Here is a 25966-nt window from a genome sequence, read left to right as displayed (position 1 = left end):
TCATCCTTTCTGTTGTTGTTCTTAGCTTAATTTTAGTGAAATCGAGCAGTGCGTTCCAGTACCGCAACCAACGAAAAGTGTGGTCTGGCAACGAAACATATTTGGCTTCTACACCTCTGCAATAATAGTGAAAACCCGTCCATCCAGTTGCAGATAACGCAACTAATCTGTACGGGTCCACTACCTGCATGATAGTTCATTGGCTTCCGAAATTGCTGGCCGCATTAGGCCCAAGCCACTGGGCACTGCCGAATACTTCCGCCCGGGCTGCACCACAGATTAGGTTTGTATGCAGCCCTGTTATTCCTCATCAGGCACAGGCAGCTTAACTGCACTCACATCGTCGATATAGAGTGTCCCGCTGCCCACCGCGCCGTTGCCCTGGGCGACATAGAAGGCAAATTCCCTGATCGATCCCAGATCAATCAGCCCGTTGCCTCCGGTGGACCAGCCTGGACGCTGAAAGGACGTAAACGGAAGGCGCACCAGCACGGGAGCTGTACCCTGGAGGCGGAGCCCCGCTTCCCACACCTCGCCGTTTGTCTCATGAAACTGAACAGCAAGCTGCCGGTTGGAGCCGTCCGGCTTCAGCCAGAACTCTATCGCCTCCATCCCCGGCCACTCCTTGCCCAGGCTGCGGTACAGCCCGGCATATCCGGGATTGCCAATCGTATAATCCAGCTTCAGCCCGTAGCTGCCGCTGTTCTTCTCATATACGTCCAGCGTAACTGAAGCGGCATTGCCCGAGGTATTGCGCTGCCACTTGGAACGCAGACTGCTGTTGGAGCCCCCGTATTGCTCAAAATCATCAATGCTGTAGCGTTCGGCAGGCGGCGGCACAAACGGGCCATTGCCGGTTTCGCCATTGTTGCCGGCCCGGGGATGACTGTATACCCCTTGAATACTGCTGATCGAATTCTTATCGGTCAGATATTGCGACCAGGTCATGAAATAGACGTAACGCTGCTGCTTCGCCGCGAACATATCCAGATCTGGCAGCTCCCCATTCTCCCCGACGGCAATCGGTCTTCCGCCGCTCAGCTTCACCAGCTTGTTGTAATAGGTATCCCTGTAATCATTATTGTAGATATCCATAGCCAGCACATCCACAGAAGTGTGGCCGGGATAATAAGGCGTGGAGTCATAAGCCCAGGAGCTTTCGGCGTTGGGGCTCCATACCCAGATCAGATTGTCCAGCCCGTGTTGGTTCGTCAGCCGGTCGTACATGTTGTACCATAGCTGCCGGAACAGCTCAGGCCTTGCCCCCCACCAGAAGAATTCCGCATTCATCTCATGATACGGGCGCCATAACACCGGAATGTCCTCAGCCTCCAGCTGGGCCAGGTAACCTGCAACTTCATCGATCTGGGCCGCCCACTGGTTATAGAGCACGGTTCCCGGTGTAACGATCTCGGTCATCTCCGCTTCGGTAACATTGCCGGTCACACTTTCCCAACCGGCGGTTGGCGCATCCATCGGGCGTGGCTGATGATAGGTCAATGTGATCATCGCCCCTTGCCCGCTTGCATCAATCGCTGTGTCAATCATGGTCTGGCGCAGCCCGGCGAAATCTCCGCCTGTATAATAGGCGAAGTCCGATCCCCAGATTGCCGGGTAATACCCCGTCAGCTCCGCTGCCTTGTCATACCAGACCAAAGGTTCCTCATAATAGTTATGCTGGCCGGTATAGACGGTGTGTCCTACGGAAGTGTACAGCCGGTCCAGCAGATCGGAGGCTTCCACTGAAGCATTCGGATTGACCGGATGCATGTCTATCGTTGTTAACTGAATTTCACTAGCCGGAGACAAGGAATCCGCTGCGCTTATTGCTTTGACCGTCAGGTTATAATTGCTCTCCGGCGACAGCCCCTCCAGCTTGTAGGAGTACATGGACACGCCCGGTGCATAGGGGACCGTAACCTGCTCCCATGGACCGGAACCCTCCTTCTGGTAAGCTACTCTATATTCCTTGATGCCAAAAAGACTGACTGCCGCCTCCCACTGCAGCTGGGCCGATACGCCGTCGACTGCGTTCACTGCCAGCCCGGCCGGCGCAGCAGGCGCAAGCTCTGCAGGCAGCGCCGGCAGCCTGCCTATGAACACTTCATCCAGCAGCAGATCCGTTCCTGACAGATTGCTGGCCGCAAGCCCTATGCTTGTAATCTCCGAGTCGGACACAAGCATCTGCTCGGAGCGTGTCCAGTCGGTGCTAAGCGGCAGTTGCAGTACCTGTCTAGATTCTGCTACACCATCTTCGAAGGTTAGAGCCAGCTCCTGGTTCCCTGCAGGTGCCAGCCCCCATCGACTCCCATAGCTGACCAGGTAAGATGTCCCGCCGTCCGTAGCTATCCCTTGTATTTGTGCCACAGCTTGATCCGGCAGTTGCAGAGCATACTGCCCCGAATACGGGCCGTACGTTGTGGTCTGCACGGTAACCGTGCCTTCGTTCATCCACGGTTCAATCCCCCCGCTCTCCAGTCCGCCGTTCACAACCAGATTCGGGCCCGGCGTTGCTTCGAGTCCAATGACCGGGTCAGACTTGTTGCCTGCCGCGTCCAAGGCGGTCAGCATGATCGCATACACAGAATACGGCTCCAGATTCTGCAGGGTATAGGTCTGCAGGGTAACACTTGTCTGGTGCGGAAGGGTCACAGTGCTCCAGTCGGTTGAACCGGATTTTTTATAAGCGAGCTGGTAGGCTTCAACACCCATATCGTCCGTCGATTCCGCCCACGCCAGCTTCAGCGCATCCGGGTTGTGGCTGGTCTGCCAAGCTCCCGGCGGCGTTGGCCGTTCAATATCGATGTTCTCGCGGATGACCACATCATCCAGGTAATACACCGCGCTGGTGCTGTTCCAGAAGGAAATTCGGATATGCTGGACTCCCGGCGGCGCTGTGTAGAGCAACTGGTGGTACTCCCAGCTGGTTGAACCGGTGAAATGAAGCTTGACCTTCCCTTGCTGTGTGCCAAAGTAATCCAGATCCACATCATGCCCGCCCGCTACTGCTGCGGCAAATTTCACCCACATGCCCACGCGGTAGGTCTTGCCTTCCTGTACGGCTGCTGATTCCGATGCCCCGCCGCTGTTTCTGTTGACCTGCAGCGCCTTGCTGCCACTATGCTTCACAGCAGTGGTGATTGCTGGACTCCCCCATTTCTCCCAAGCTGCATCCCCCGCCTCGAATCCCGGATTGCTCAGTTGATTCTCCCCCGCCGCCCGGGCAGGGGCCGATAATCCGCCGAAGGATGCTGCAATCATAACGACCGTCAACCAGCAACAGCATAATCTTTTGCTTATTCTTGCCAACACTGTAATCATGCCTCCACTTGGATAGAACCGGTTATATTACGATGGAGCGTCCATCGTCCGGCACTTCAAATGTAAGCGTTTACTATTAGACCCAACAAGGTTCGTCAGCAACGAAAACTGTGCTGCAGCAACGATCCTCAGTTAATTTCAATGATAAGAAGAAACGGCTTCCGTCCTCTGAAAAGTATATGCTTCCGAAGCAGCGATACTGCGTATCGCTTTCAGGCATCCGTTTCTGCGAAAATAGAAGGATAAAGGATCAAGGATAAAGTGAAACTTATCCTTTCTTATTTTGAAATAGAGCTTAGCTTGGCCTTGTAGGCTCCATTGCCGCAGGTGACGCCCAACAGCCACTGTCCTTCGCAATCGAGGGCGATGCCTTTCCAGCGGACCGCACCCAAAGACGTGATGTCCCATTCGTCCCAGGTGCTTCCACCATCCCGGCTGCAGACCACGCCGGAGGGAGCATGGCTCTGCACCATCGGCTCGCAGGCGAGAATCAGCACATCCTCTTCCTGTGCGGATACCGTCAGCGCTGATGCATTAAACACTGCTCCCTCCTGGAGTGGAAACAGCTTGCTCCAGGTCTGCCCGTGATCCCGGCTGCGCCATAAGCCTTCACGGATAAAACAGGCATAGAGGGTTCCGGCAGATTTGGGTGAGAAGGCTACTGCAGCCAGCACGGAAGTCCGGCCATTCTGCAGAAAAGGCAGCCCGGCGCCGATGGATTCCCAGGAGTCGCCACCGTCAGCCGACAACCACAGGCCTTCGCTCCATTCCCCCAGCAGCACACGGTCAGGGGCCAAGGGATCGGTGGCCAGCAGCTGATTGCAGCCGCAGGCATTCTTGACTTGATAGACTACCACTGACATCAGTTCAGCTTCAATCCATTGCTGCTGATGCGGCAGCGTAGCGACATGGGAAGGCGGGCGGAAGGCTGTTTGCTGCCATGAGATTCCTCCATCACGCGAGCGATATACACCTGCTCCCTTGGCAACGGCTCCTTCAATATAAGCATAGAAAGTGTTGGCGCGCCGCTTGTCCTCCTTCAGCGCTTGAACGAACATTCCTTGCGGCAGCCCCAGCACTGCCCTGGCCGTTAGACCGCCATCCTCGCTGACGGCAATACAGGCAGAACGCCCATGGCCCACCAGCCCATACAGATAACGCCGGTCGTCCCGCTTGGATAACGTTATGGCTGTGCTTCCCGAATAGCCGGGAATCCCCGGAAGATTGCAGAAGGTCCCCCCGCCGTCTTCCGTCACCTTGGGGGGATGATCCGCCATCGTGACCGCGAATTTGCCCGGCTGGCAAGGATCGGCAACTACCGCCTCCATACATGTTGTCTCCAGCCCCCGGAAGCCGCCTGCCCGCCAGGTCATTCCGCCATCGTCACTGATCGCTACGCCGTACCAGTTGCACAGGTACAGCCGGTTCATGATGAAGCGGTCGGCTACAATCTTGGAGATCGCCCAGCCGTTGGCCGCTGCCCGTGAACCGCCGCTGAAGTGATCCATAAACGCGGGGAACCCGCTGAGATCTTCATCAGCATGGCGATGAACCACCCGCCATGACGCTCCTCCATCCCCGGAGGCGTATACCGGAATCGGCGGCAGGCCTTCATGATGCGGCCTGGCATCCGGCGCGGTGTACAGCAGCCCCTGCTGTGTACCGGCCTGGATCACTGTGCCGTATCTGTGTCTGCCCGCCGGCAGTCCGCCTGCGGCTGCGGACCAAGTCCGCCCCGCGTCCGTGCTGACGCGGATGCCTCCCCAGATGCAGGCCGCATACAGCCGCTGCGGCTCGCGGCTGTCGAAGCAGAGCTCGGCGAAGCTCGCTCCTTCATAGAGCAGCTGCCAGGACTGTCCGTTGTCCTGGCTGAGGTACAGCCTGCCGGATTCGCCCCGGGGCTGATCCTGCAGGCGGCGCAGCAGTCCGCCTTCCTCCACCTCGGCATAGTCCATGTTCAGATCGTTGTCGCCGATGGTCCCGGCATACAACACACCGGGCTGCTGCGGGTGGAACGCCACGCAGCCGAAACGTTCTTCCGGGAGCATCGTCTGCTCCCAGCTGTCCCCATGGTCCGGGCTGACCCACAGCCCGCCCGTATATCCGCCCGCCGCGACAACGCCGCGCCGGTGGGGGTCAACGGCAATCACCTCGCCGTACATCCGTGTCGGTCCGTTGCCGTAGAAGCCCATGCCGCTGCAGACTTCGCGCCAGCGGTTCCCGCCGTCCACCGATTGGTGGACAGCGCCGCAGATCTCTCCGCCTCGGGCCTCGCCGGAACAGCGGAACAGCACCTCCGGCTGGTGCGGGCTGACCGCGAAGCTCTGCACCTGATGGTGGAATCCCTGGTCCAGCCCTCCGTTGAGGGTGGCCCAGCTCTCGCCCCCATCCGTGCTGCGGAAGACCCCCGCCACATCACAGCGGGCATACAGTATCCCGGCTTCAGCCGGATGCTGTATGAGGCCGGTGATGTAGCCGCCGCCGCCGAGGGAGGCCGGAGTCCATGCCGCCGCGTGCTTTATCTTTTCGGCTGTATTTTCCTCACCGGCCCTATTCACCTCTTCAGAGCCACTCGCATCTTCAGCCTCATTTGCCTCACTTGCCTCTTCAGCCTCATTTGCCTCACTTGCCTCTTTAGCCTCATTTGCCTCACTTGCCTCTTCAGCCTCATTTGCCTCACTTGCCTCTTTAGCCTCATTTGCCTCACTCGTCTCTTCAGCCTCATTCGCCTCACTCGTCTCTTCAGCCTCATTCGCCGCATCGGCCATGTTCATCTCTTCAGCCGTATTCGCCTCTTCAGCCATAACATCGCTATCCCCTTTCGCTGAATATCCTCTTAAGGATACTCCCGGGGCCGAACAGGGAACCATCCCCGCCAGCAACGAAATCTGCCGCTCAGCATTGAACATCAAAGTACCTTCTGCAAACGAGGTTCGGCCCCCTAATGCTGGAGGACTCCACTCCAATTAGGGGGCTTAAGAGGTTGAGAGTAAATAAATGCAAATCAGCACTTATTTCCGCTCAAATATGAGATTATGCGAGAATAAGTGCCGAAAGTGCAACTAAATTGCTACGCAGGAGGGGGATTCGGCTAAATCAGCTGGATTAGATGCACTTCTGCACTTAAATTAGTTGAAAGTCGAGGATCGAAGAAATTAGTTGCAGTTTTGCACTTAATTGGGAGGATGGAGTGCGTTTGATGCTAAGTCAGGTCTGCATATGGAGGACTCCACTCCAAATTAGGGGGCTTAAGAGGTTACAATCGTTTTAGCCGAACTTTCAAGCGAAATAACTGTACGAAATACAGTTAGCGCAGGCCAGGCCGTCTGCTCTGATCTATTTAATTGAATTCACAGCGGCTAGTACCTTTGCTGTGTCAAATCTGAGAACTGATTTTCTATTAGACGTTGTAATGAGACATCTTGAAGTTCGCGTGAAGCCTTAGAGGTCAAGGTACTAGTTGTACCTAGCCTAACTAAGCCCATGACAAACAAAAAACCCCTTGCTGCGCAAGAGGTTGAATTAGAAATTATGGAGCGGGTGATGGGAATCGAACCCACGCTATCAGCTTGGAAGGCTGAAGTTCTACCATTGAACTACACCCGCAATGTAAAGTGAATACAAGAAGTATTGTATCATTCCACAGCTTGAAAATCAACTTTTTTTGCTTCAGGACGGCAGTTTTTGCATAGCTTTTCTCAGAAAAGAGCGTTCGAATTCAGCTGCCTCAATCGGCTTGCTGAACAGAAAACCCTGCGCTTCATGGCAATGCTGCTGGCGCAGAAATTCAAGCTGCTCCTTGTTCTCCACTCCTTCGGCGGTTACCTTCAGCTTCAGGTGGTGGGCCATCGAGGTGATGGTCGAGACAATGGCCGCATTGTTGCTGTCCTCCATCACCTCGGAGACAAAGGATCTGTCAATCTTCAGACGGTCGATTGGCATATCCTTCAGATAATGCAGCGAACTGTAGCCTGTACCGAAATCATCAATACTGATAAATACGCCAAGCTCCTTCAGCCGCTTCAGCTGTTCAAAGGCCGTCTCCTTGTCGAGTGTCATACTCTCGGTAATCTCCAGATCCACATAACAGGGATCAAGGTCCAGATTGTGCAGAATATCTCCGATCGTTCCTGCCAGATTCGGCTGCAGGAACTGGCGCATCGATAGGTTGATAGAGACGCTGATCGGTTCATAGCCGGCAAGCTGCCATTGTTTATTCTGCAGGCATGCCATCTTGAGCACCCATTCCCCAATAGGCACAATCAGGCCGCTCGCCTCCGCAATCGGAATAAATTCCGCTGGCGAAACCAGCCCGCGTTTGGGGTGATTCCACCGCAGCAGGGCTTCCATACCCACAATCTCCTCGGTCTCCAGCAGAACCTGCGGCTGATAGACCAGATAGAACTCGTCACGCTCAAGTGCCCGGCGCAGATCATTCTCCAGCTTGAAGCGTTCCTTCGCCTTCATCTGCATCGCAGGCATATAGCGGCGGATCTCCACGCCATGCTCTTTGGCGTTATGCACAGCGGTGTCAGCATTCTGGATCAATTGCTCCGCTGTATCACCGTCTCCGGGGTAGATGCTGACACCGAGGCTGAGTGAAATATGGTATTCTCCGGATTCCAGCTTCACTGGCCGGTCAAACAGCCGCGGCAATTCAATGACTCTGGCTTGGCATTCATCCAGATTGGCTCTGCAGGTCATAAAAAAAGCAAATTCATCGGCCCCCATACTGTACAGCTCTTCATCCGTACCTGCCTCCTGGCTGATTCGCTGCGCCACCAGCTGCAGCAGCAGGTCTCCGGCATAATGACCCAGGGAGTCATTGATATTCTTGAAATGATTGATATTCATAATCACGAGTGCCGAATAGCATCCCTGCACATGGGCCTGCTTCGACGCTTGAATGTCCGCTTCCACCCGCTGCATCAGACGCCGCCGGTTGGGCAGACCTGTCAGCTCATCATGATAGGCCAGATAGTTAATCCGCTCCTCAATCTGCTGCTTCTCATGAAATGGCTCTTCAATTGTCAGCCGGTACACCCCGGTTAGGATCAGATAATACGCCACGCCAGTGCACAGCATACCAAACAGATAATCGGTGTCGCCGATGCTGAATGGATTCATCAGGAAGGCTTGTCCCAGTGCGAAGAAGATCAGCGCGCGGATAATAATCAGCAGCGAGGCCGACTTCTCCACTGCTCCGGGATAGACAATTACGGCAATGCCGGTCAGGTAGATAAACAATACAATCAAATCACTGATCTGCTTCAAGGTTGTCATCCATGAGGTACTGTTCAACCTTGAGGCGGCGGTATGACTGAAGACAAATATGGCCAAGGTCAGCACGATCAGCAGAAAGGCGAACCGGAATACCTTGCCCTTCAGCAATACGGATACCGGCTTGTCATTTTTGCTGAAGATAATCAGAATCCCCAGCGCACTAGCAAAACGCGACAGAGTAAGCAACCACATGGATTCTCCCTCACTGACATACGTAGAGATCGAGGGAATCCCCACGAAGCTTAGCGTGTGCAGGAAATCAAGCATGCAGACACCCAGAAAAAGCGCTGACACATACAATCTGGCTTTGGACAAACGGTCAGAGAAGAACAGCCACCCTTGTGCAAAGATGGCAAAACCAAAAGCTACATTACAACAGCCTGCAATAAGGTACAGGGCAGAGATTAAAACCCCATCATCGAAACCTTCAAGCGTTGTATGAAAAATTTGGATCAGAAGGAACAGAATGGCCCCTGCAATAGCCGCTGTAATTGTTTTTTTCTCTTCTTGTCTCATAAGTTCCCTCGCGTCTGAAAATGATATCTATTAATAACCAGCTGGATATGGAAGTCCTATGTATAAATATCGGCTGAACAGGTCCTTAAAGTTACATTCTTCTTTCTTAACGCAGCATTCTGGCAGGAAAAAAAGCACCTTCCTCCTGGAAGAGGTCAGTGCTTCTGCCTGAAGCCCGTTATTTATCTCCGAAGGTTACCTCGGGTGTAGTCAGCTTATCATAGAATTCAACTGCCTTATCCTTGTCTTCCGAGGAGCGCAGTGCCATGGCAGAACGGGGGTGCTCATCAAGTGTGCCAGTGATCATGTAAGGAATGATATAACCCCACTCCTCTTTCTCACGCAAAGGAATCATCAGATGCTCGACAACATCAAGCACCGGACGCAGCTTGTACCGGGTATTCTTCAGATGCGTAACCAGCAGCTCAGTCGGGCAGTTGCCTGCGGCGCGTCCCATCCCGTAGCAGGAGGCGTCCAGCAGCTCGACACCCAGCTCGGCAGCCACCAGTGTGTTGGAGAAAGCGAGCTGAAGGTTGTTATGGGTATGGACACCAAGCCGCTTGTCCGGCAGATGGGTCTTAAACTTCTCTACCAGATATTTCACGTCATTATGGTCAAGGCTGCCATAGGAATCGACGATATAGACCACATCCACCACACTCTCGCGGATCAGCTCGAAGGCTTCCAGCAGTTCATTCTCCATTACATTCGACAATGCCATAATATTGATCGTGGTTTCATACCCCAGATCATGGAATGTCTGCACTAGCTGCAGCGCCTTGTCCACATCCTTGCTGTAGCAAGCTACACGGATCAGATCCAGCATACTTTCACTGCGCGGCAGAATGTCATTCTCATCCACACGGCCAATATCCACCAGCGCCGAGAGCTTCGTATGCCCCTTCTGGGGAATAACCTTGCGCAGAAAGTCGTCATTAAGGAAACGCCACGGTCCGGCACCCTCGGCACCCTTCAGAAGCTTAGGCGAATTTTTGTATCCGATTTCCATATAGTCAACACCGGCTTCATTAAGTCCGGCATATAAGTGCTGCACAAATTCCACGCTGAAATCCCAGTTGTTCACGAGGCCTCCATCACGGATGGTACAATCGACAATTTTACTTGGATTCGTCTTCACAATCTGTCTCCCTTCAACTGTAGCAATCGATATTGCCGCACGCATAGCTTTACTATGCATTTATTATCGTTTAATCATACTTTAATGAAAGATAAATTGTAAAGAATATTTCAGGTTGTTTTCATATTGTTTTTACAGGTAATTCTCAATGACATTAATCACAGTAAAAAAACAATGCACATGCTACATTACAAGAAAATAGTTGAGATTGATTCTCAATCTCTTTTGGAGTGATTGAAAATGGCAGCTGCACCTTTCTCTTTAATGGAATTACAACTGGGTACTACCGGCTCAATTCATAGAATAGAAGGAATCGATCCGATACTGCGCCGTCGGCTCGCTGATCTGGGAGTCGCAGAAGGGGTCACCATTTGTCTCAAGGGGAAAGCGCCTTTTTTCGGGCCGGTAACTCTGGAATGCAACGGCCAGCTATTTGCCATTCGCCGCAAGGAAGCTTCACGGATTGAGGTGAACGTATCATGAGCTCTACAGCACTCGTAGGCAACCCCAATACCGGCAAAACCTCGCTGTTCAACACACTGACCTCTTCTTATGAGTATGTTGGCAACTGGGCAGGCGTAACCGTGGAGAAAAAAATCGGCAGCCTGAAGAATGGCGCAGGCCATCTGATTGATCTGCCAGGTATCTACTCCCTTCACCCGCTCTCCCGTGATGAAGGCGTGGCCGCAGGCTATCTCATTGAAGAATCACCGGAAACCCTGATCAACATCGTCGATGCGTCCCAGCTGGAGCGCAATCTTTTGCTTACACTCCAACTTCTTGAATATGGCAAGCCTACAGTTCTGGGTCTGAACATGATCGATGTGGCCAATGCCCGCGGAATCAAGCTGAACCACGAAATCCTGCAATCCCGTCTGGGCGTCACCGTCCTCCCACTGATAGCCAGAACAGGCAAAGGTAGCGCACAGATGCTGAGTATGCTTGAGAAATCAGCAGCCATTCCGCCTTCCAGCTTCAAGCTGGATTATGGCGATATTGTAGAGAAGGCGCTCTCGGCAATCCAGAAAGAGCTGCTTGCCGTTCCCAACCTGCCCAACCACCGCTGGGTGGCACTGCAGCTGATGGAGCAGAACCCGGTAATCCTGCAATTTCTAAAGACTCGCACCGATACCGCCAAGCTGATTGCCCTCTGCGATACCTGCCAGAGCGAATTACAGATAAAAAAACTGGCCTTGACGCTCCCCCAATGGATTCGTTCAACTCGCATGGAATATATCCACTCCATTTGCCTGGAAGTAATGAATACGGAAGAACAGAAGCCCCACAACCTGACCGAACGATTGGATTCTCTGCTGACCCACCGTTTTCTCGGATTGCCGCTTTTTATCGTATTTATGTATGTTCTGTTCAAAACGACCTTTGACTGGGCAGGCGGACCCTTATCCGACCTTTTAGACGGCTTTATCACCGGGCCTATCAGCGAAGGAACCACAGCATTATTGCAGTTTATGGGAGCGTCCAGCTTCATACATGCGCTTATCGTAGATGGAATAATCGGCGGCGTTGGCGGGGTTCTGGTGTTTGTGCCGCAGATTTTCATCCTGTTCCTGATTATTTCCTTCCTTGAGGATTCAGGATATATGGCGCGTGTCTGCCTGCTGATGGACAGCATCATGGAACGGATGGGACTGAACGGCAAAGCCTTTATTCCTTTTATTATCGGCTTCGGCTGCAATGTGCCTGCCATCATGGCTGCCCGCAGCATTGAACAGCCCAAAGACCGGATGCTGACCACGCTGTTGATGCCTCTGATGTCCTGTTCTGCAAGACTTCCGGTCTATGCACTGTTCGCAGCCGTATTTTTCCCGTCACAGCAGGCAACGGCCGTGCTGTCCATGTACGTGATGGGCATTGTGCTCGCGCTGGTGCTCTGCAAGGTATTCTCTAAGTACCTGTTCAAGAATGAATCTTCTGTTTTTGTTATTGAACTGCCGCCTTACCGCATGCCACAGCTGAAGACTCTCTCCCGCAGCACCTGGGAGAAAGGCAAAGGTTTCCTGCGTAAAGCGGGAACGATCATCCTCGCTGGCTCAGTCATCATTTGGCTAATGTCGTACGCCGGACCCGGCGGGCTGGATGTGGAGATGGATTACAGCTACCTGGCCAAATTCGGCGGGTTCATCGCCCCGTTGCTGGAGCCGCTGGGATTTGGAACCTGGCAGGCCGGCTCCACCCTGGTTCCTGGCTTCCTGGCTAAGGAGGTTGTAGTCTCCACCATGAATATTATCTATCACGCCCCTGACTCGGTTGGATTGGAGCATCAGATTTCACAGGTCTTCACACCGCTCAGCTCCATCAGCTTCATGGCCTTTATCCTGCTCTATATTCCTTGTCTGGCCACCGTGGGCGTTATCAAGAAGGAAACGGCCTCCTGGAAGTGGACCTTCTTCTCCATAGGCTATTCCCTGGTGCTGGCGTATATTGTATCACTAATTATTTTCCAGGGCGGACGATTACTGGGATGGTCATAGCTAGGCAGGAGTTCAAAGATTTCCTGATGGAAAGCGGGGATGGGCAATGATAAACATTATAATAGCGGCACTTATATTTGGTTACTCGGGATGGATCCTATACAGACATGTACAGAAGGGCAAAGAAGGGGCCTGCGCAGGCTGTGATAAAGGCAAAACCTGTCCGGGCGCGGCGCTGGATTCTCCTTTTTCCTGCTCGTCAGCCCCAGCTGACAACAGTAAGGGCAAGACCCTCTAACGCGGGTTATGACGTTTATAAGGTTTAAATTTTATAGTTTACGGGTATGTTTGTTATAAGCAACTGCAGCCAGACCATACCAAGGAGGTAATAACTATGAAAACCAAAAAAACGTTATTTACTACCGCAGCATTGGGTGCTGTGTACCTGCTGAAGAACAAAAGCACACGTGACAAGATTATGAATGGCATTCAATCTTTCGCTTCACAGGTAAAGTCTAAGAAATCCGGCGGTATCCTCTAAAGCAGGTATTGCCAACAGGAACGTTCATTTAATCAGACAAGCCAAGACAAGATAGCAAGAAGAAACGGCTTCGCCGTCCTCCGTGAGAGGCGGCATCCGTTTCTGTGAAAGGCTGCCATGTCCGCAGATTACATCTGCAGATACGGCAGCCTTTGCTTGTTCTCAGCTTCCGCTCCGGTGCAGCAGCAGCTCAAGTATGGAGCGGACCATTACCCCGCTTGCGCCCTTGGGGTTCACTCCCCGCTCTCTGGAGAGAAATGCGGTTCCCGCAATATCCAGATGAATCCATGGCAGGCCTTCCGCAAACTGGCCGATGAACAACCCGGCCGTAGAAGCGGCGCCGAATCTGCCCGCCGCGTTGCGAACATCGGCAACTTCACTCTTAAGCAGCTCCCGAAATTCAGGATACACCGGCAGCGGCCAGATTTGTTCTCCGGCATGTACAGAGGCTGCCAGCAGCTCCTGCAGGAAAGCTTCGTCATTGGTGACCACACCTGTAGCAACATCTCCCAATATGGACACTACAGCGCCGGTCAGGGTGGCTACATCTATAATCTGACCCGCCCCCCATGCTCTGGCGTAAGTGATCGCATCACCCAGCACAATCCTACCTTCGGCGTCGGTGTTCAGGATTTCAATGGTCCGGCCACTGAGTGAAGTTACTACATCTCCAGGCTTAAAAGCACTGGCAGATGGCATATTCTCTGCGGCCGGAATCACCATCACTACATTGATTCGCGGGCGCAGCTGCCCAATGGCCTCCATCACTCCAAGCACCGCTGCCGCACCGCCCATGTCGCTGATCATGTCTTCCATTCCCGGAGCTCTTTTGAGGGAAATCCCCCGGAGTCAAAAGTAATCCCTTTCCCGACAAGTCCTATGACATCCTCCCATACGCCGGTTCCCTGATAGCGGATCACTATCATGCGCGGAGGATTCACGCTGCCCTTGCCGACGGCCAACAGACCGCCCATTCCCTTGTCCGCAATCTCCCGTTCATCCAGCACCTCTGCCGGGAAGCCATGACGTTCGGCGACCTCAATCGCTGCAATGGCAAGATCTGTAGGCGTCAGCAGATTGCCGGGGATATTCGTCAGAACACGCGCCAGATTGACCGCTTCTCCGAATGCCGTTCCACGTTTAATTCCCTGTGCCCAGCCAGAAGCCTCCGCCTCATCCATGGCTTGCTCCTTATGGAACGTAACATGGACAGTGCCCCGCTCAGGCGGCTGCTCCTGCTTGTAATGCTTACGGCGGTAAGAACCCAATAACAGGCCTTCTGTCCAGGCATACGCTTCTTCCGAGGCCTGCGCGGTTTCTGGCTCTGCCTCAAGCAGCATTCTCTGCTGCGGCAGTACAATAACAAGCGTCTGCGCTTTAATTCTGCCGGCGGCACGTGCGGTCCCCGCTCCCATTCGGCGTATTTCCTCAAGCGTAAGCAGCGCGTTGCCCCGGCCGGTCAGAATAAGCACAGGAAAGCCGGGGTGATTCTCCAGCGGCACAATATAGGTCTGATTCAGCTTGCCTGTGAACAGCCCCGCTGCTCCCAATCCTCTGAGGATCGAATCCCAGGCAGGCCCCAGACCGCCTTGTTCCACCTCTTGCTCGGATATGGTCAGAACGAGCGCATCTGCTTTAAGCGTGGAAATTTCCGCTCCACTGCTGTACTGAATGTTCATTAGCTGACCTCCATCTATGTCTGAAAAACATTCTTCCCATTGTATCACATCTAGAAACAGCATAAGCACAAGAAGAAACGGCTTCGCCGTCCTCTGCAAAGCGTATGCTTCCGAAGCAGCGATACTCTACGTATCGCTTTCAGGCATCCGTTTCTGCGAGAAATAGAAGGATAAATTATAGCGTGCAACCTATAAATTCTTATATTTACACAAAAAAGCTGATTCCCGCATAGTTGATACCTATGCCAAAATCAGCTTCGTTTATGATTATTCTTGCCCCTACTGGATCAAAGGCAACGAGATGACAAACCGGGTTCCTTCATCCACCTTGCTGCTGACGGAGATACAGCCGCCATGATTCTTGATGATGCGGTCGCTGACAGAGAGTCCAAGACCTGTCCCACTCTCCTTGGTGGTGAAGAAGGGGCTGAACAACCTGTCCAGCGTACAAATATCCATTCCTTTGCCATTATCTGAAATATCAATCCGAACCTCTGCGCCTTCACGTCTTGCCCCGACTTCGATCTTGCCCGGCAGATCATCAACCTTCTCGGAGATGGCCTCCATGGCATTTCTGATCATATTAAGCACTACCTGCTTCATCTGCTTAACATCTCCGGAGATCACCATATCCGACTGCAACGGGTGTAGATAAATCTGGCAACCCTTCATCAGCGCTTCACTTTCGGTCAGTAATACAACCTCCTTCAACAGAGCCGAAACCGGAATCATACCCACCTGGGGTACGGAAGGTTTCGAAGAGGTCAGAAACTCATGAATAATATCGTTGGCACGGTCTATCTCGGCCAGAATGATCTTCGCGTATTCCGCCTTGCCCAGTTGATGCAGATGCGGATGCAGCAATTGGATGAAACCGCGGATCGCGGTCAGGGGATTGCGAATCTCATGGGCAATGGATGCAGCAAGCTTGCCCAGCATAGCCAAGCTGTCATTCTGGTAAGCGGTCTGCTCGATCAGCTTGTAATCTGAAATCTCCTTAACGGTAAATAAATATTGACCTTTCATTTGTTCACCACTGATCAACGAGACCCGCCAGTAGCGTCCAAATTCATCTATAAATTCATAATTGGGTTTCCCCTTGCATACCATCTCCCGGTAACTGCGCAGCATCTGTTTCTTCTTGAAACGGCTAATCTGAACATGAGACAATAAATGAGGCAGGGTACAGCCTTTGAGCGCGAAGAGGTTCATTTCGAGCATCCGGTACATATGCTTGTTCACAAAGCAGAGAACGCCTTCTTCGTCAAAAAGCATGATTCCGCTGTCAATGTTCTCCAGAACATTTTCATAGGTCGTGTCAATTTCCCTTGTTTGAAATGTACTTGTCTCTACGAGCAAACCTTCCTGATATTGGCTTATCACGATACCAAGTTCCCCCTTTTACTGCATTTGACGAAGACGCTTAAGCGACATCAAATTACTATGTATTTGAGTATATGACGAAGCCGCCAGAACATTCGGTATTCGCATGGGATTATCCAACCGTTTCAACTATATTCCAATCATATCCAAGTAGGGATGACAACGCAATCAGAGAAAGTGTCGAATCCTAAAAAAAATATTAAAATGATTCCTAAGACACACTAATTTTTACTCAAAACTGACTATATTACCCTTTATATCCATATAACACCATTAATTATTCCACTCGGAATGGTCTACAACGTATTTGGCCAAATAGAAATGGCTTTGCTATCCTAAAAAAAGCCTCCGCTTGCGCGGAGGCTTTCAGTAAGGCAATCTAAAGAATCAAGGCCCGGAATTAGCTTCCGGAGTTAGGCCTTCTGCTGCAAACGGTGGCGGCGTTGACTCATTACAGCCAGCCGTTTCTTAAGCTCCCGCTCCCACTTGGTATCGCCAATCTGCTTGGCTACCGCCAGCAAATCAAGCGACATGTCAATTTGGCTGCGGATAATGGCCAACGGGTCTTCGCTCTCCACATTGATTACATTCTCGAAGATGGCTGTCTCGTCCTCCATCACATAATCCTGAAAGTCCACATCCGTCACTCCGTCGCCATGTGCATATTCGGCCAGAATCTCATACTCATTCTCAACCTTGTAATGAACCTCTACCCGGTGGCATACCGGACAAAAAAGCAGGGGAACATTATGGACTTGCGTGCGATAATGTTTAAGGGTTCCCTTTGTTCCTACCATACTCGCTCCACAGCAATAGCTCATGATTGTTCACCCTCCTTGGTAATTTCCGTTGTTTTGGTATTATTGTATTACATAATGAGCTTGGAGATTCCTCTCCTTTAAGGTATATATTAACTCTTACAGCCCATTTTCAAACGCGATTTCTTGTAAGGAGTGATCTTTTGGTGCAAAAAACCTCCTTGCGAGCAAATACTCCCGCAAGGAGGTTCCACATTAGTAGTTCTCAAAGATCAAGATCCCCGAAGGACAGATCAGGAATTACAGATTCTTGTCGCCTGGCTTCCAGTTCATAGCACACAAACCGCCGGATTGCAGTGCCTGGAGCACACGCAGAGTTTCTTCTACGCTGCGGCCTACGTCGTTATGGTTAACGACTTGATATTTCAGTTCACCTTCCGGATCAATGATGAACAATCCACGCAAGGCAATGCCTTCTTCTTCAATCAGGATGCCGTAGTCTCTGGCAACCTTCTTCGTGATGTCAGCGGCCAGCGGGAAGTTGATTGGGCCAAGGCCGTTGGAATCCTTAGGTGTAGTCAGCCAAGCCTTGTGGCTGTGGATCGAATCAATGCTTGCGCCGAGAATTTCAGTATCCAGCTCTGCGAAATCTGCTGCTGCGTCGCTAAGTGCTGTAATTTCAGTAGGACAAACAAAAGTGAAATCGAGCGGATAAAAGAAGAATACAAGCCATTTACCGCGATAGTCGGACAAACTTACTTTACCGAAATCCTGTCCGTCACCTGATACTGTTTCCATTGTGAAATCAGGAGCCGGTTTACCTACCAAACGTTCTGCCATTGCTTAAATCCTCCTTTGAATATGTAAGAAAAACATCAACGTTCAAACGTTATGCTCTTCTTGATCTACGAGATAGTTACCGTCTTGCCGGTATAAACCAAATGTTATCATCGTACAAAATTAAAGTCAATATTACAGTCATTACTTTTTTATAATAATTATAAATAAGCAACTTTCTGTGACATTTCTCTCTTATGTGCGTCACTCATTCAAAGGCAGCAATGGCTAACTAGGCTTTGCGGATTGCGGCAGCGATCAGGTCGCCCATCTCCGTGGTGCTGATGGCCGTGCTTTTGTTCACAGCGATGTCGCTGGTCCGGTGTCCGGCATCCAACACCTCGGCCACAGCCGCTTCAATGGCCGCAGCTGCGTCTTCATAGCCGAAGGTCAGGCGGAACATCAGCGCCAGCGAGAGAATCGTTGCAATCGGATTCGCCAGACCTTGTCCGGCGATATCAGGCGCGGAGCCGTGTACGGGCTCATAGAGGCCATAGCTGCCTTCGCCCATCGAGGCCGACGCCAGCATGCCGATTGAGCCGGTCAGCATCGCTGCTTCGTCGCTGAGGATATCGCCGAACATGTTCTCGGTTACGATAACATCGAAGCTGGACGGGCGGCGGAGCAGCTGCATAGCGCAGTTGTCGACAAGCACATGCTCCAGTTCAATATCCGGATATTCCGGGGCAAGCTTATTGACCACCTCACGCCATAAGCGGGAAGTTTCCAGTACGTTCGCCTTATCTACGCTGGCCAGCTTCTTACGGCGTTTGCCTGCAATTTCAAACGCCTGGCGGACAATCCGCTCTATTTCCACAACATTATAAACGCAGGTGTCGACAGCCTCTTCACCGAACTCCCCTTGGCGGCGCAGCTTCTCACCGAAGTAGATGCCTCCGGTCAGCTCACGCACAACCATCAGATCTGTTCCTTCCAGCACTTCGGGCTTCAGTGTCGAAGCATCCTTCAGGCAATCAAATACTACAGCAGGACGCAGGTTTGAGAACAATCCAAGCGCCTTGCGGATGCCGAGCAGCCCAGTCTCAGGACGCAGCTCCTTCGGGTTGTTGTCCCACTTCGGACCGCCGACAGCTCCCAGGAGAACCGCGTCAGCCGCTTTACAGATGCTAAGCGTGTCTTCCGGCAGCGGCGTCCCTCTTTCATCTATAGCGATACCTCCAAACAGCGCATGCTCGGTTTCAAATGCATAGCCGAATACCGATTCTATTACCTTCAATACTTTTTCTGCTTCAGCCACAACTTCCGGTCCAATGCCATCTCCGGCAATTACGGCAATCTTCTTAACCTCGCTCATTCCCGTCACTCCTCTGTAGTTCTGCGTTTCGCAGACATAGTTCTTCTGTATACTGTTGTATCACACGAAAGCACAAACGACAAAGATATAGATACTATTGAGCTGATAGGCGGAGCCTATAACATCAGAATCAGCCGAATTTGCCCTGATTGCGCAAGATGGTTACAATTAGATAGTGAAGGAGTGATGGCGAGGTGCAATACACGAAGCTTGGCAAGTCAGGGATGAAAGTCAGCCGCCTGTGTCTGGGCACAATGAATTTCGGGCCGCAGACCGATGAGAAGGAAGCTTTTCGGATCATGAATCTGGCCTCTCCTCCTATATTATCCGCCGCCACCTGGAAGGCTCTCTGCAGCGTCTACAGACCGATCATATCGAGCTGTACCAGATGCATCATGTAGACCGCAGCGTATCCTGGGACGAGCTGTGGGCCGCTTTTGAGCTGGCTGTGAGCCAAGGCAAGATTGGTTACGTCGGGTCGAGCAATTTTGCCGGCTGGGATATTGCCCTCGCCCAGCAGGAAGCCAAAGCCCGCGGGTTCCTGGGGCTGGGGATTATCCCCTGGAGGCTTTCGCCAGCTTAAGCCAGGAGCTTGGCGAACCGCAGGACAACATCGCTCTTGGCCTGGCTGCTGGCCAACCCGGCGGTTACAGCGCCAATCATCGGGCCGCGCACGCTGGAGCAGTTCGAAAGCGCTCTACGCAGCCTTGAGGTTGCGCTGGACGAGTCCGTGCTGAAGCGGCTGGATGAGATTTTCCCCGGACCAGGGGGAGAGGCTCCCAAAGCCTACGCCTGGTAATATACGGTTAAGCCAATATGAAAGTGAGCAGTCTTCCGGCGATCTATTCTGCCGGAAGACTGCTCACTTAATTCTTCTATTCAGCTGTGTCTACAGCCACACTTCCATTAGAGGTGGATAATTCCACTGTATAAGTTCCGCTGCCCAGCTGTGCCGTGCCTTTGTTGTCACCGTCACGATCCCAAGGCACATTGCCGCTAAGGGAACCACTGCTGGTTTCGGCTGTAATCTTCGCATTCGTCACTGCCGGCAAGGAGAAGACAATCTTGCCGTTGCTTGAAGAGGCCTTCCAGTCACCGGTCACTGCCGAATTAATTGTGATTTTGCCGTTGCTGCTCTTCGCAGTCACTGCGCCATCCACATTGCTGAGCGTTATGGCTCCATTGGAGCTGACGAGCTTCGCACCGCCTTTAATATTCTGTACCGACATGGTGCCGTTGCTTGTGTCTGCTGTCAATCCGCCTGCCATATCATGAATATCCAGCGTGCCGTTGCTAGTCTCCAGATCGGCTCCCGAGTGCAGGCCGAACGCTTCGATGGAACCATCCTCGGTATCCAGCTCTACAGCCAAATTCTCCGGGATGCTCAGATTCAGATACGGACTTTTGCTGACGAAGCCGATATTAATCCCGTTTAGCCAATTGGATTGTCCCTCCAGCTCCAGAATCAGCGTATCCCCTTCTGTATGAACCTTCCATTTCTTCTCCAGCTCAGCCTTGGCATCGGCTTCGGTGCTTCCCGGCAACAGCAGACTGCCTTCATAATCAAGCGTGTCTCCGTCTGTCCCCTCGATCTTTACCCTTCCGTTTGGGATGGAAATCTTCACGTTCTTTAGACCATCTGTAATCTCCACACTGCTGCTGAGTGAAACCAGATGTGTATTGCCAAGCAGACTGCTAAGCGGTCCGCCTGCCAGCAGTGTCTGCGCTCCGCTGGCGCCGACCAGTAGAATAATCAGCACAATCGCCCAGCCGCTCACGTGGTTCTTGACGTCCGATTTGATGAAGAGCCGAATCAGCATCTCCATCCCCAGCAGGATCAGCAAGGCGGGCCATAGATATCCCAGCGCTTCATAGGTAATCACATCGTATTGAGCCATTACAATAATCGCACCTGTAGCTATACAGCCTATCGCAGCAGTGAAACTGCCAGTTTTCCATCTCCCCATGACCAAATCCCCATTTCTCTACGCTCTTGAGTTATTCTTCAGCATCCGCAGTCCGTATCCGATTAGTCCGAGGGAGAGCAGGATGGTGCCAATGTTGATCTGGGTCAGCAGTCTCCAAAGACCCGGGAAAACGGTCATACAGAGCAGCAGTGCACCTGCACCCACACAGCCCATTCCCAACCAGGCCGGACTGATATCCTCCTGCGGGTAACCCGGAGCCGAGTGCATATCGAATGCCCATGGCGCTCCGAAGCTGTCTGGATGATACATCATCCGTTCATGCTCGGCGGCAGCCAGCTTCATCCAGGTAGCCTTCTGCAGCGCATCAAACAGCTGGTAGAACCATAATGCCGCCAGTGCAAACGGAAAGATCATCGGCGCTTGCGGGATGAAGATAATGCACAAGGATGCGCCAAGCATATACTGCACACCCTGCTTTTTGAAATTGAGATACAAGTGACCCACACCGGGAATCATTGCAAGCATAAAAGTAAGCCAACGTTTTTTCTTAATCATGAAATATCCTCCTAAAAAGTGTATTTATCTGCCCGGGCCAAACCACGCGCTAACGGTGTTTGACATATGCCCGTTGATTTCGGTAATGCCATAAGCTAAATTCTCAAATACGCCGAACTGGACCAGGATCACCGTAAGGCAGGCCGCGACGCCATAATGAACCCAGGAGGTTCTTGGCATGGTACGACGTCTGGCCATAGTGACGGTAGCAGCGCGTTCGCGCCGTCCGTTCTCCAGCTTGCCGATATAAGCCATCACACCTGCGGTAAGGTCTGGCACATCTATATCATTCTGCAGGCTTCTGTCACGATCCATCTCGGACCATATTTCCGCCATTTCTCTGGCTTCATCCAGCCAATGGGCGCAATCAGGGCAGGTCATCATGTGAAGCCGGACACTCTGCTCCACTTCGGGAGACAGCAAACCATCGATATACAGGGGGATCCATTCCTTCACTGTTGCACAATTCATCGCCATTCCTCCCCAATCCTACGCATCATTTGTCTGGCGCGGTACAGCTGTGATTCCACGGTCTTCACCGAAACTCCCTTTTGATCAGCAATTTCCTGATAGGAATGACGCTGAAAATAATACAGCTGCACGACCGACCGGTACGGTTCGGCAAGGCTGTTTACATTCTCGTCCAGCTCCAGCGATGCTTCTTTATGAAGCGCTACCTGCTCTGGCGTCTGCATCGTCACCCAATCATTTTCTGTGTAATCGGAGGTGCTGCGGTGCTTCCATTCCCGGTCATTGGCCCGTTTCCAGTCCAGACAGGTTCGGTAAGCGATCCGGTACAACCAGGTGGAGAAGGTAGATTGCCCTCGGAAAGCGGGGAGCGCCTTATATGCTTTGATAAAAACCTCCTGGGCCATATCTTTGGCCGATTCGGCTTCTCCTGTAATTTTGTAGCACACTCTATACACCATGCCCTGATAGCGCGTCACCAAATGGCCAAAGGCCTCTTGATGACCGCCAAGCACGGCTGTAATCCACTCTGCCTCTTCCAGCTTTCTCCCCTCCTCCAGTTACATAAAGTTAGACGCCGCCTTTAATAAATTCCCTGCAACATTATTTAATTTTTTCTAAAAATATTCTCAGTTCTGATTTATGACGTTTCCAATCCTTTAAAGCATAGATATACAGAAGGTTTTTGGCGTTTCCCGGCGAATTACTGTTAATTATTATGACAAACAGAAAACTAATACTTATCCTTGTGTTATTTCTGCTGGGTCTGACCGGCTTCCGGCTCTTATGGTCCCAGTTTCATCCTCTCCCCGAGCAGGCTCACCCTGTCAAAGGGGTGCTTGATCTGCGTAACGGGGGGCTGGAGGACCGCATCTTATCTTTAAACGGTGAATGGGAGTTCTATCCTTCACAGTGGCTCCCTTCATCATCCGGCTTATCCGCGACAGCACCAACCGGCAGGTCTTTTCTTCATGTACCCGGGAGCTGGACCACGGCAGCCTGGACTGACAGAGAGAATGCTTATGGTTATGCTACCTACCGCCTGCGGATTCTCACCGACCCCGGCGAACAATCCTTTGGTTTCATCTTATCAGGGATTCAAACCTCGTCCCAGCTGTATGTGAATGGACGTTTGCTGGGAAATTCGGGAACACCAGCTGAGCGTAGAGCACTGTATAAGGCCAGTGACGTTCCGTATTCAGCCTCGTTGACCACAGCCACGGGTGAGCTGGATATAAGAATCCAGACGGCCAACTATGACAACAAGAACGACGGAGGAATTCTGAGGCCTGTGCTGTTTGGTACGGAGGCGGCAATTAACAAAGAGCGCATGTTCTCTATTGGGATGCAGCTGATGGTCTGTATTGTGCTGATGCTCCATGGACTGTACGCTGTCATTCTCTATCTGATAAGCCCCAGGCAGAAGGTGCTGCTGTATTTTTCCCTTATGGTCATTTGTGCTACCGTCAGCATATTGTCTGACGATGACAAGCTGCTGCAGGTCTGGCTCCCGCTGAGCCTGGGATTCTCCACCAAGCTTATGCTGCTGGCTTATCTGGGCACTTTTGTTTTCATGCTTCAACTGGGCAAGCATTTGTTGTTCTCCAGTGTCCGGCTTCAGCCGGTAAACCTTCTGACTCTTCTGTCTGCGCTGTTTACGCTCCTGATCATAATCGTGCCTTTTAATAACAAGCTGTTCGGGGCAGTAAGCCTTATATATCTGTTGCTGCTGTTTGCCATGTCCGTCAGTGTGTTTATGCTGATTCTCAGTTCCTTGAAGCAGAAAGAAGATGGCGCTGTGTTCCTTCTGCTGGCAGCAGCCAGTATTACGAGCAGTACATTATGGGGAGTAATCAAAAATTTCTCGCCGCTCGGCATAACCTTTTACCCCTTTGATCTGATTGTCGCCTTCCTGGGCTTCGCCACGTTCTGGTTCAGGCGTTATTTCTGGAATGCCGAGCAGACCGCCAAACTGGCCGAACATCTCACCCGGGCCATCAAGCAAAAGGATGATTTTCTCGCCAATACGTCTCATGAGCTGAGGAACCCTCTGCATGGCATCATTAATATCGCCCAGAGTGTTCTTGAGAGTGAGCAGGATTCGCTTCGCACAGAGAACGCTGCTAATCTGGAGCTGCTGATTACCGTAGGACGGCGAATGTCATTGCTGCTGAATGATCTGCTGGACTTGTCTCAGCTGAGGGAGAGCAGCCTGCAGCTACAGCCGGGCCCGATCCAGATCCAGTCTCTGGCCTCTGGTGTGCTTGATATGCTGCGATTCATGACAGACGGCAAACCGCTGAAGCTGCGGATGGATATCGCGGACGCCTTCCCTCCGGTTGTCGGTGATGAGAAAAGAGTGATCCAGATCCTATTCAACCTGCTGCAGAATGCGGTTAAATATACGCCGGAAGGCACCGTATCCATTCAGGCGGAAGCGGTGCGGCAAACCGCCCGGATTCACGTAATGGATACGGGCATCGGAATGGACGCCGAGACCTGCAACCGGATATTCCTCCCCTATGAGCAGGGAGATTCCAGCATAACGGGCATAGGGGGCGGCATTGGCCTGGGACTAAGCATCTGCAAGCAGCTGGTCGAGCTTCAAGGAGGAACCTTAAGCGTAACCTCTGAACTTGGCGCAGGCTCGGTGTTCACCTTTACGCTCCCGCTTGCCGGAATAAGTGCTGCCAGTGACACAGAGAGCTCTTCAATGACCCCACCGCTTCTTGGGAATGTATATAATGAAGCTGCTGTTTCCCTGCCCGCAGCACCGGCAGCAAGCATGAAAACAGCAGCAGATACCGTCAGAGTGCTGGCGATTGACGATGATCCGGTTAACCTGAGAGTGCTCTCCGGCATACTGCGTGCCAACCATCACGAGATTCATACTGCCACAAGCGGCGCTGAAGCCCTATCCAGACTGGGACTTGAACAGTGGGATTTGGTTATTTCCGACGTGATGATGCCTGGCATGTCCGGCTACGAGCTGACCCGTATCATTCGCGAGCATTACTCTGTCACAGATCTGCCAGTCCTGCTTCTTACCGCACGCAGCGAACCGCAGGATATGCTAGCCGGCTTCCAGGCAGGTGCCAATGATTATGTCAGCAAGCCGGTTAATGCCATCGAATTACGGGCAAGGGTAGCTTCATTAACGGAGCTGAAGTCATCGGTTCACAAGCAACTGAGACTGGAGGCCGCCTATCTGCAGGCGCAGATCCAGCCCCACTTTCTGTTCAACACCTTAAATGCGATATCAGCGCTGGCTTCCTTGGACACGGAGAAAATGCTGGGTATGATCGACGCCCTCAGCACCTATCTGCGCCTAAGCTTTAATTTCCTGAATGCCGAGCCTCTGATTCCGATTGAACGCGAGCTGGAATTGGTCCGCACTTATCTCTACATTGAGAAGGAACGCTTCGTAGAGCGGCTGGACATTACGTGGGAGCTGGATTATGCAGGATATTTCCTGCTGCCTCCGCTTACCATCCAGCCGCTTGTAGAGAATGCGGTTCGCCACGGAATTCTTAACCGTTCCCGGGGAGGTAACGTCCATATTGCCGTTACCGGCTCCCCTGAAAATGGCTTCGAAGTCACCATTTCAGATAATGGCAAAGGAATGACCCTGGATCAGCTGCAGACACTGCTTGATGATCCCCCGGCCATAGACCGGGGAATCGGACTGCTGAACACACATCGGCGCCTGCTGCGCGCCTATCGCAGCGGGCTGCAGATTTGGAGCCGCCCTGATGAGGGGACCAGGGTTGTATTTACAGTTCCTCCAGTGATTTCGCACCATTAGCACAGCA

17 protein-coding genes, 1 tRNA gene and 2 pseudogenes are annotated in these 25966 nt (G+C 52.3%); 6 read left to right on the top strand and 14 right to left on the bottom strand.

What is annotated here, in order from left to right; translation table 11 throughout:
• Window positions 1-300: 300 nt before the first annotated feature.
• From B9T62_RS01775 to B9T62_RS01755, 5 genes are all read right to left on the bottom strand, one after another.
• On the bottom strand, window positions 301-3312 hold the full coding sequence (locus B9T62_RS01775) for a glycosyl hydrolase (RefSeq protein ID WP_169834309.1): 3012 nt from the start codon (window positions 3310-3312) through the stop codon (window positions 301-303).
• A gap of 287 nt (window positions 3313-3599) precedes the next feature.
• A complete protein-coding gene (locus B9T62_RS01770; RefSeq protein ID WP_157685401.1) occupies window positions 3600-6230 on the bottom strand; it encodes a sialidase family protein in 2631 nt (876 codons plus the stop codon).
• A gap of 623 nt (window positions 6231-6853) precedes the next feature.
• A tRNA-Gly gene (locus B9T62_RS01765) sits at window positions 6854-6927 on the bottom strand.
• Between the two features lie 63 nt (window positions 6928-6990).
• Window positions 6991-9120, bottom strand: a complete 2130-nt coding sequence (locus tag B9T62_RS01760) for a putative bifunctional diguanylate cyclase/phosphodiesterase (RefSeq protein ID WP_087913696.1) — start codon at window positions 9118-9120, stop codon at window positions 6991-6993.
• A gap of 178 nt (window positions 9121-9298) precedes the next feature.
• Window positions 9299-10258 (bottom strand): aldolase catalytic domain-containing protein, encoded by a 960-nt coding sequence (locus tag B9T62_RS01755; RefSeq protein WP_211296396.1) that lies wholly within the window; start codon window positions 10256-10258, stop codon window positions 9299-9301.
• A gap of 240 nt (window positions 10259-10498) precedes the next feature.
• Here B9T62_RS01755 and B9T62_RS01750 point away from each other — a divergent pair, with 240 nt between their 5' ends.
• From B9T62_RS01750 to B9T62_RS39850, 4 genes are all read left to right on the top strand, one after another.
• Window positions 10499-10741: a FeoA family protein gene (locus tag B9T62_RS01750; RefSeq protein WP_245864305.1), complete on the top strand. Its 243-nt coding sequence runs from the start codon at window positions 10499-10501 to the stop codon at window positions 10739-10741.
• Window positions 10738-12750, top strand: a complete 2013-nt coding sequence (gene feoB / locus B9T62_RS01745) for a ferrous iron transport protein B (protein ID WP_087913695.1) — start codon at window positions 10738-10740, stop codon at window positions 12748-12750. Before B9T62_RS01750 ends, feoB begins: the two co-directional genes overlap by 4 nt.
• Window positions 12751-12796: 46 nt before the next feature.
• Window positions 12797-12988, top strand: coding sequence for a FeoB-associated Cys-rich membrane protein (locus B9T62_RS01740; protein ID WP_087913694.1), 192 nt, complete (start codon window positions 12797-12799; stop codon window positions 12986-12988).
• Window positions 12989-13084: 96 nt separating this feature from the next.
• The gene (locus B9T62_RS39850) at window positions 13085-13231 is read left to right on the top strand and encodes a hypothetical protein (protein ID WP_169834308.1); all 147 of its coding nucleotides are present in this window, start codon (window positions 13085-13087) and stop codon (window positions 13229-13231) included.
• A gap of 162 nt (window positions 13232-13393) precedes the next feature.
• Here B9T62_RS39850 and B9T62_RS01735 read toward each other — a convergent pair.
• From B9T62_RS01735 to leuB, 5 genes and pseudogenes are all read right to left on the bottom strand, one after another.
• Window positions 13394-14910 (bottom strand): annotated as a pseudogene (locus B9T62_RS01735) (leucyl aminopeptidase).
• A gap of 279 nt (window positions 14911-15189) precedes the next feature.
• On the bottom strand, window positions 15190-16293 hold the full coding sequence (locus tag B9T62_RS01730; RefSeq protein ID WP_087913693.1) for an ATP-binding protein: 1104 nt from the start codon (window positions 16291-16293) through the stop codon (window positions 15190-15192).
• Between the two features lie 413 nt (window positions 16294-16706).
• Window positions 16707-17114, bottom strand: a complete 408-nt coding sequence (locus B9T62_RS01725; RefSeq protein ID WP_087913692.1) for a hypothetical protein — start codon at window positions 17112-17114, stop codon at window positions 16707-16709.
• A 237-nt stretch (window positions 17115-17351) separates the two neighbouring features.
• Entirely contained in the window at window positions 17352-17891 is a 540-nt protein-coding gene (locus tag B9T62_RS01720; RefSeq protein ID WP_087913691.1) for a peroxiredoxin, read from the bottom strand.
• A gap of 229 nt (window positions 17892-18120) precedes the next feature.
• Window positions 18121-19203 (bottom strand): 3-isopropylmalate dehydrogenase, encoded by a 1083-nt coding sequence (leuB, locus tag B9T62_RS01715; protein WP_087913690.1) that lies wholly within the window; start codon window positions 19201-19203, stop codon window positions 18121-18123.
• A 194-nt stretch (window positions 19204-19397) separates the two neighbouring features.
• On the opposite strand from leuB, the pseudogene B9T62_RS01710 reads away from it, so the two are divergent.
• A pseudogene (locus tag B9T62_RS01710) lies at window positions 19398-20002 on the top strand (aldo/keto reductase).
• A gap of 76 nt (window positions 20003-20078) precedes the next feature.
• On the opposite strand, the gene B9T62_RS01705 reads toward B9T62_RS01710, so the two are convergent.
• From B9T62_RS01705 to B9T62_RS01690, 4 genes are read right to left on the bottom strand one after another with little or no spacing between them, the layout of a single operon-like run.
• Window positions 20079-21170, bottom strand: coding sequence for a DUF4097 family beta strand repeat-containing protein (locus B9T62_RS01705; RefSeq protein ID WP_087913689.1), 1092 nt, complete (start codon window positions 21168-21170; stop codon window positions 20079-20081).
• Between the two features lie 18 nt (window positions 21171-21188).
• Window positions 21189-21686, bottom strand: a complete 498-nt coding sequence (locus B9T62_RS01700) for a hypothetical protein (protein ID WP_087913688.1) — start codon at window positions 21684-21686, stop codon at window positions 21189-21191.
• 24 nt (window positions 21687-21710) lie between these two features.
• On the bottom strand, window positions 21711-22157 hold the full coding sequence (locus B9T62_RS01695) for an anti-sigma factor family protein (RefSeq protein WP_157685400.1): 447 nt from the start codon (window positions 22155-22157) through the stop codon (window positions 21711-21713).
• Window positions 22154-22678: an RNA polymerase sigma factor gene (locus B9T62_RS01690; protein WP_281257748.1), complete on the bottom strand. Its 525-nt coding sequence runs from the start codon at window positions 22676-22678 to the stop codon at window positions 22154-22156. The genes B9T62_RS01695 and B9T62_RS01690 overlap by 4 nt, the downstream gene beginning before the upstream one ends.
• 194 nt (window positions 22679-22872) lie before the next feature.
• Here B9T62_RS01690 and B9T62_RS01685 point away from each other — a divergent pair, with 194 nt between their 5' ends.
• The gene (locus tag B9T62_RS01685; protein WP_087920082.1) at window positions 22873-25959 is read left to right on the top strand and encodes an ATP-binding protein; all 3087 of its coding nucleotides are present in this window, start codon (window positions 22873-22875) and stop codon (window positions 25957-25959) included.
• The last annotated feature ends 7 nt before the right edge of the window (window positions 25960-25966 follow it).

The sequence above is a fragment of the Paenibacillus donghaensis genome (assembly GCF_002192415.1).
GTDB lineage: Bacteria > Bacillota > Bacilli > Paenibacillales > Paenibacillaceae > Paenibacillus_AQ > Paenibacillus_AQ donghaensis.
Note: the sequence above shows the minus strand (reverse complement) of the source record. Positions and strands in the feature narration are given on the sequence as shown.

Excerpts from the sequence above, each read along its gene's own strand:
- B9T62_RS01770 (WP_157685401.1), bottom strand. The coding sequence starts at position 6,230 with ATGTTCAATGCTGAGCGGCAGATTTCGTTGCTGGCGGGGATGGTTCCC.
- B9T62_RS01760 (WP_087913696.1), bottom strand. The coding sequence starts at position 9,120 with ATGAGACAAGAAGAGAAAAAAACAATTACAGCGGCTATTGCAGGGGCC.
- B9T62_RS01750 (WP_245864305.1), top strand. The coding sequence starts at position 10,499 with ATGGCAGCTGCACCTTTCTCTTTAATGGAATTACAACTGGGTACTACC.
- feoB (WP_087913695.1), top strand. The coding sequence starts at position 10,738 with ATGAGCTCTACAGCACTCGTAGGCAACCCCAATACCGGCAAAACCTCG.
- B9T62_RS01740 (WP_087913694.1), top strand. The coding sequence starts at position 12,797 with ATGATAAACATTATAATAGCGGCACTTATATTTGGTTACTCGGGATGG.
- B9T62_RS39850 (WP_169834308.1), top strand. The coding sequence starts at position 13,085 with ATGAAAACCAAAAAAACGTTATTTACTACCGCAGCATTGGGTGCTGTG.
- B9T62_RS01725 (WP_087913692.1), bottom strand. The coding sequence starts at position 17,114 with ATGAGCTATTGCTGTGGAGCGAGTATGGTAGGAACAAAGGGAACCCTT.
- B9T62_RS01720 (WP_087913691.1), bottom strand. The coding sequence starts at position 17,891 with ATGGCAGAACGTTTGGTAGGTAAACCGGCTCCTGATTTCACAATGGAA.
- leuB (WP_087913690.1), bottom strand. The coding sequence starts at position 19,203 with ATGAGCGAGGTTAAGAAGATTGCCGTAATTGCCGGAGATGGCATTGGA.
- B9T62_RS01705 (WP_087913689.1), bottom strand. The coding sequence starts at position 21,170 with ATGGGGAGATGGAAAACTGGCAGTTTCACTGCTGCGATAGGCTGTATA.
- B9T62_RS01700 (WP_087913688.1), bottom strand. The coding sequence starts at position 21,686 with ATGATTAAGAAAAAACGTTGGCTTACTTTTATGCTTGCAATGATTCCC.
- B9T62_RS01695 (WP_157685400.1), bottom strand. The coding sequence starts at position 22,157 with ATGAATTGTGCAACAGTGAAGGAATGGATCCCCCTGTATATCGATGGT.
- B9T62_RS01685 (WP_087920082.1), top strand. The coding sequence starts at position 22,873 with ATGACAAACAGAAAACTAATACTTATCCTTGTGTTATTTCTGCTGGGT.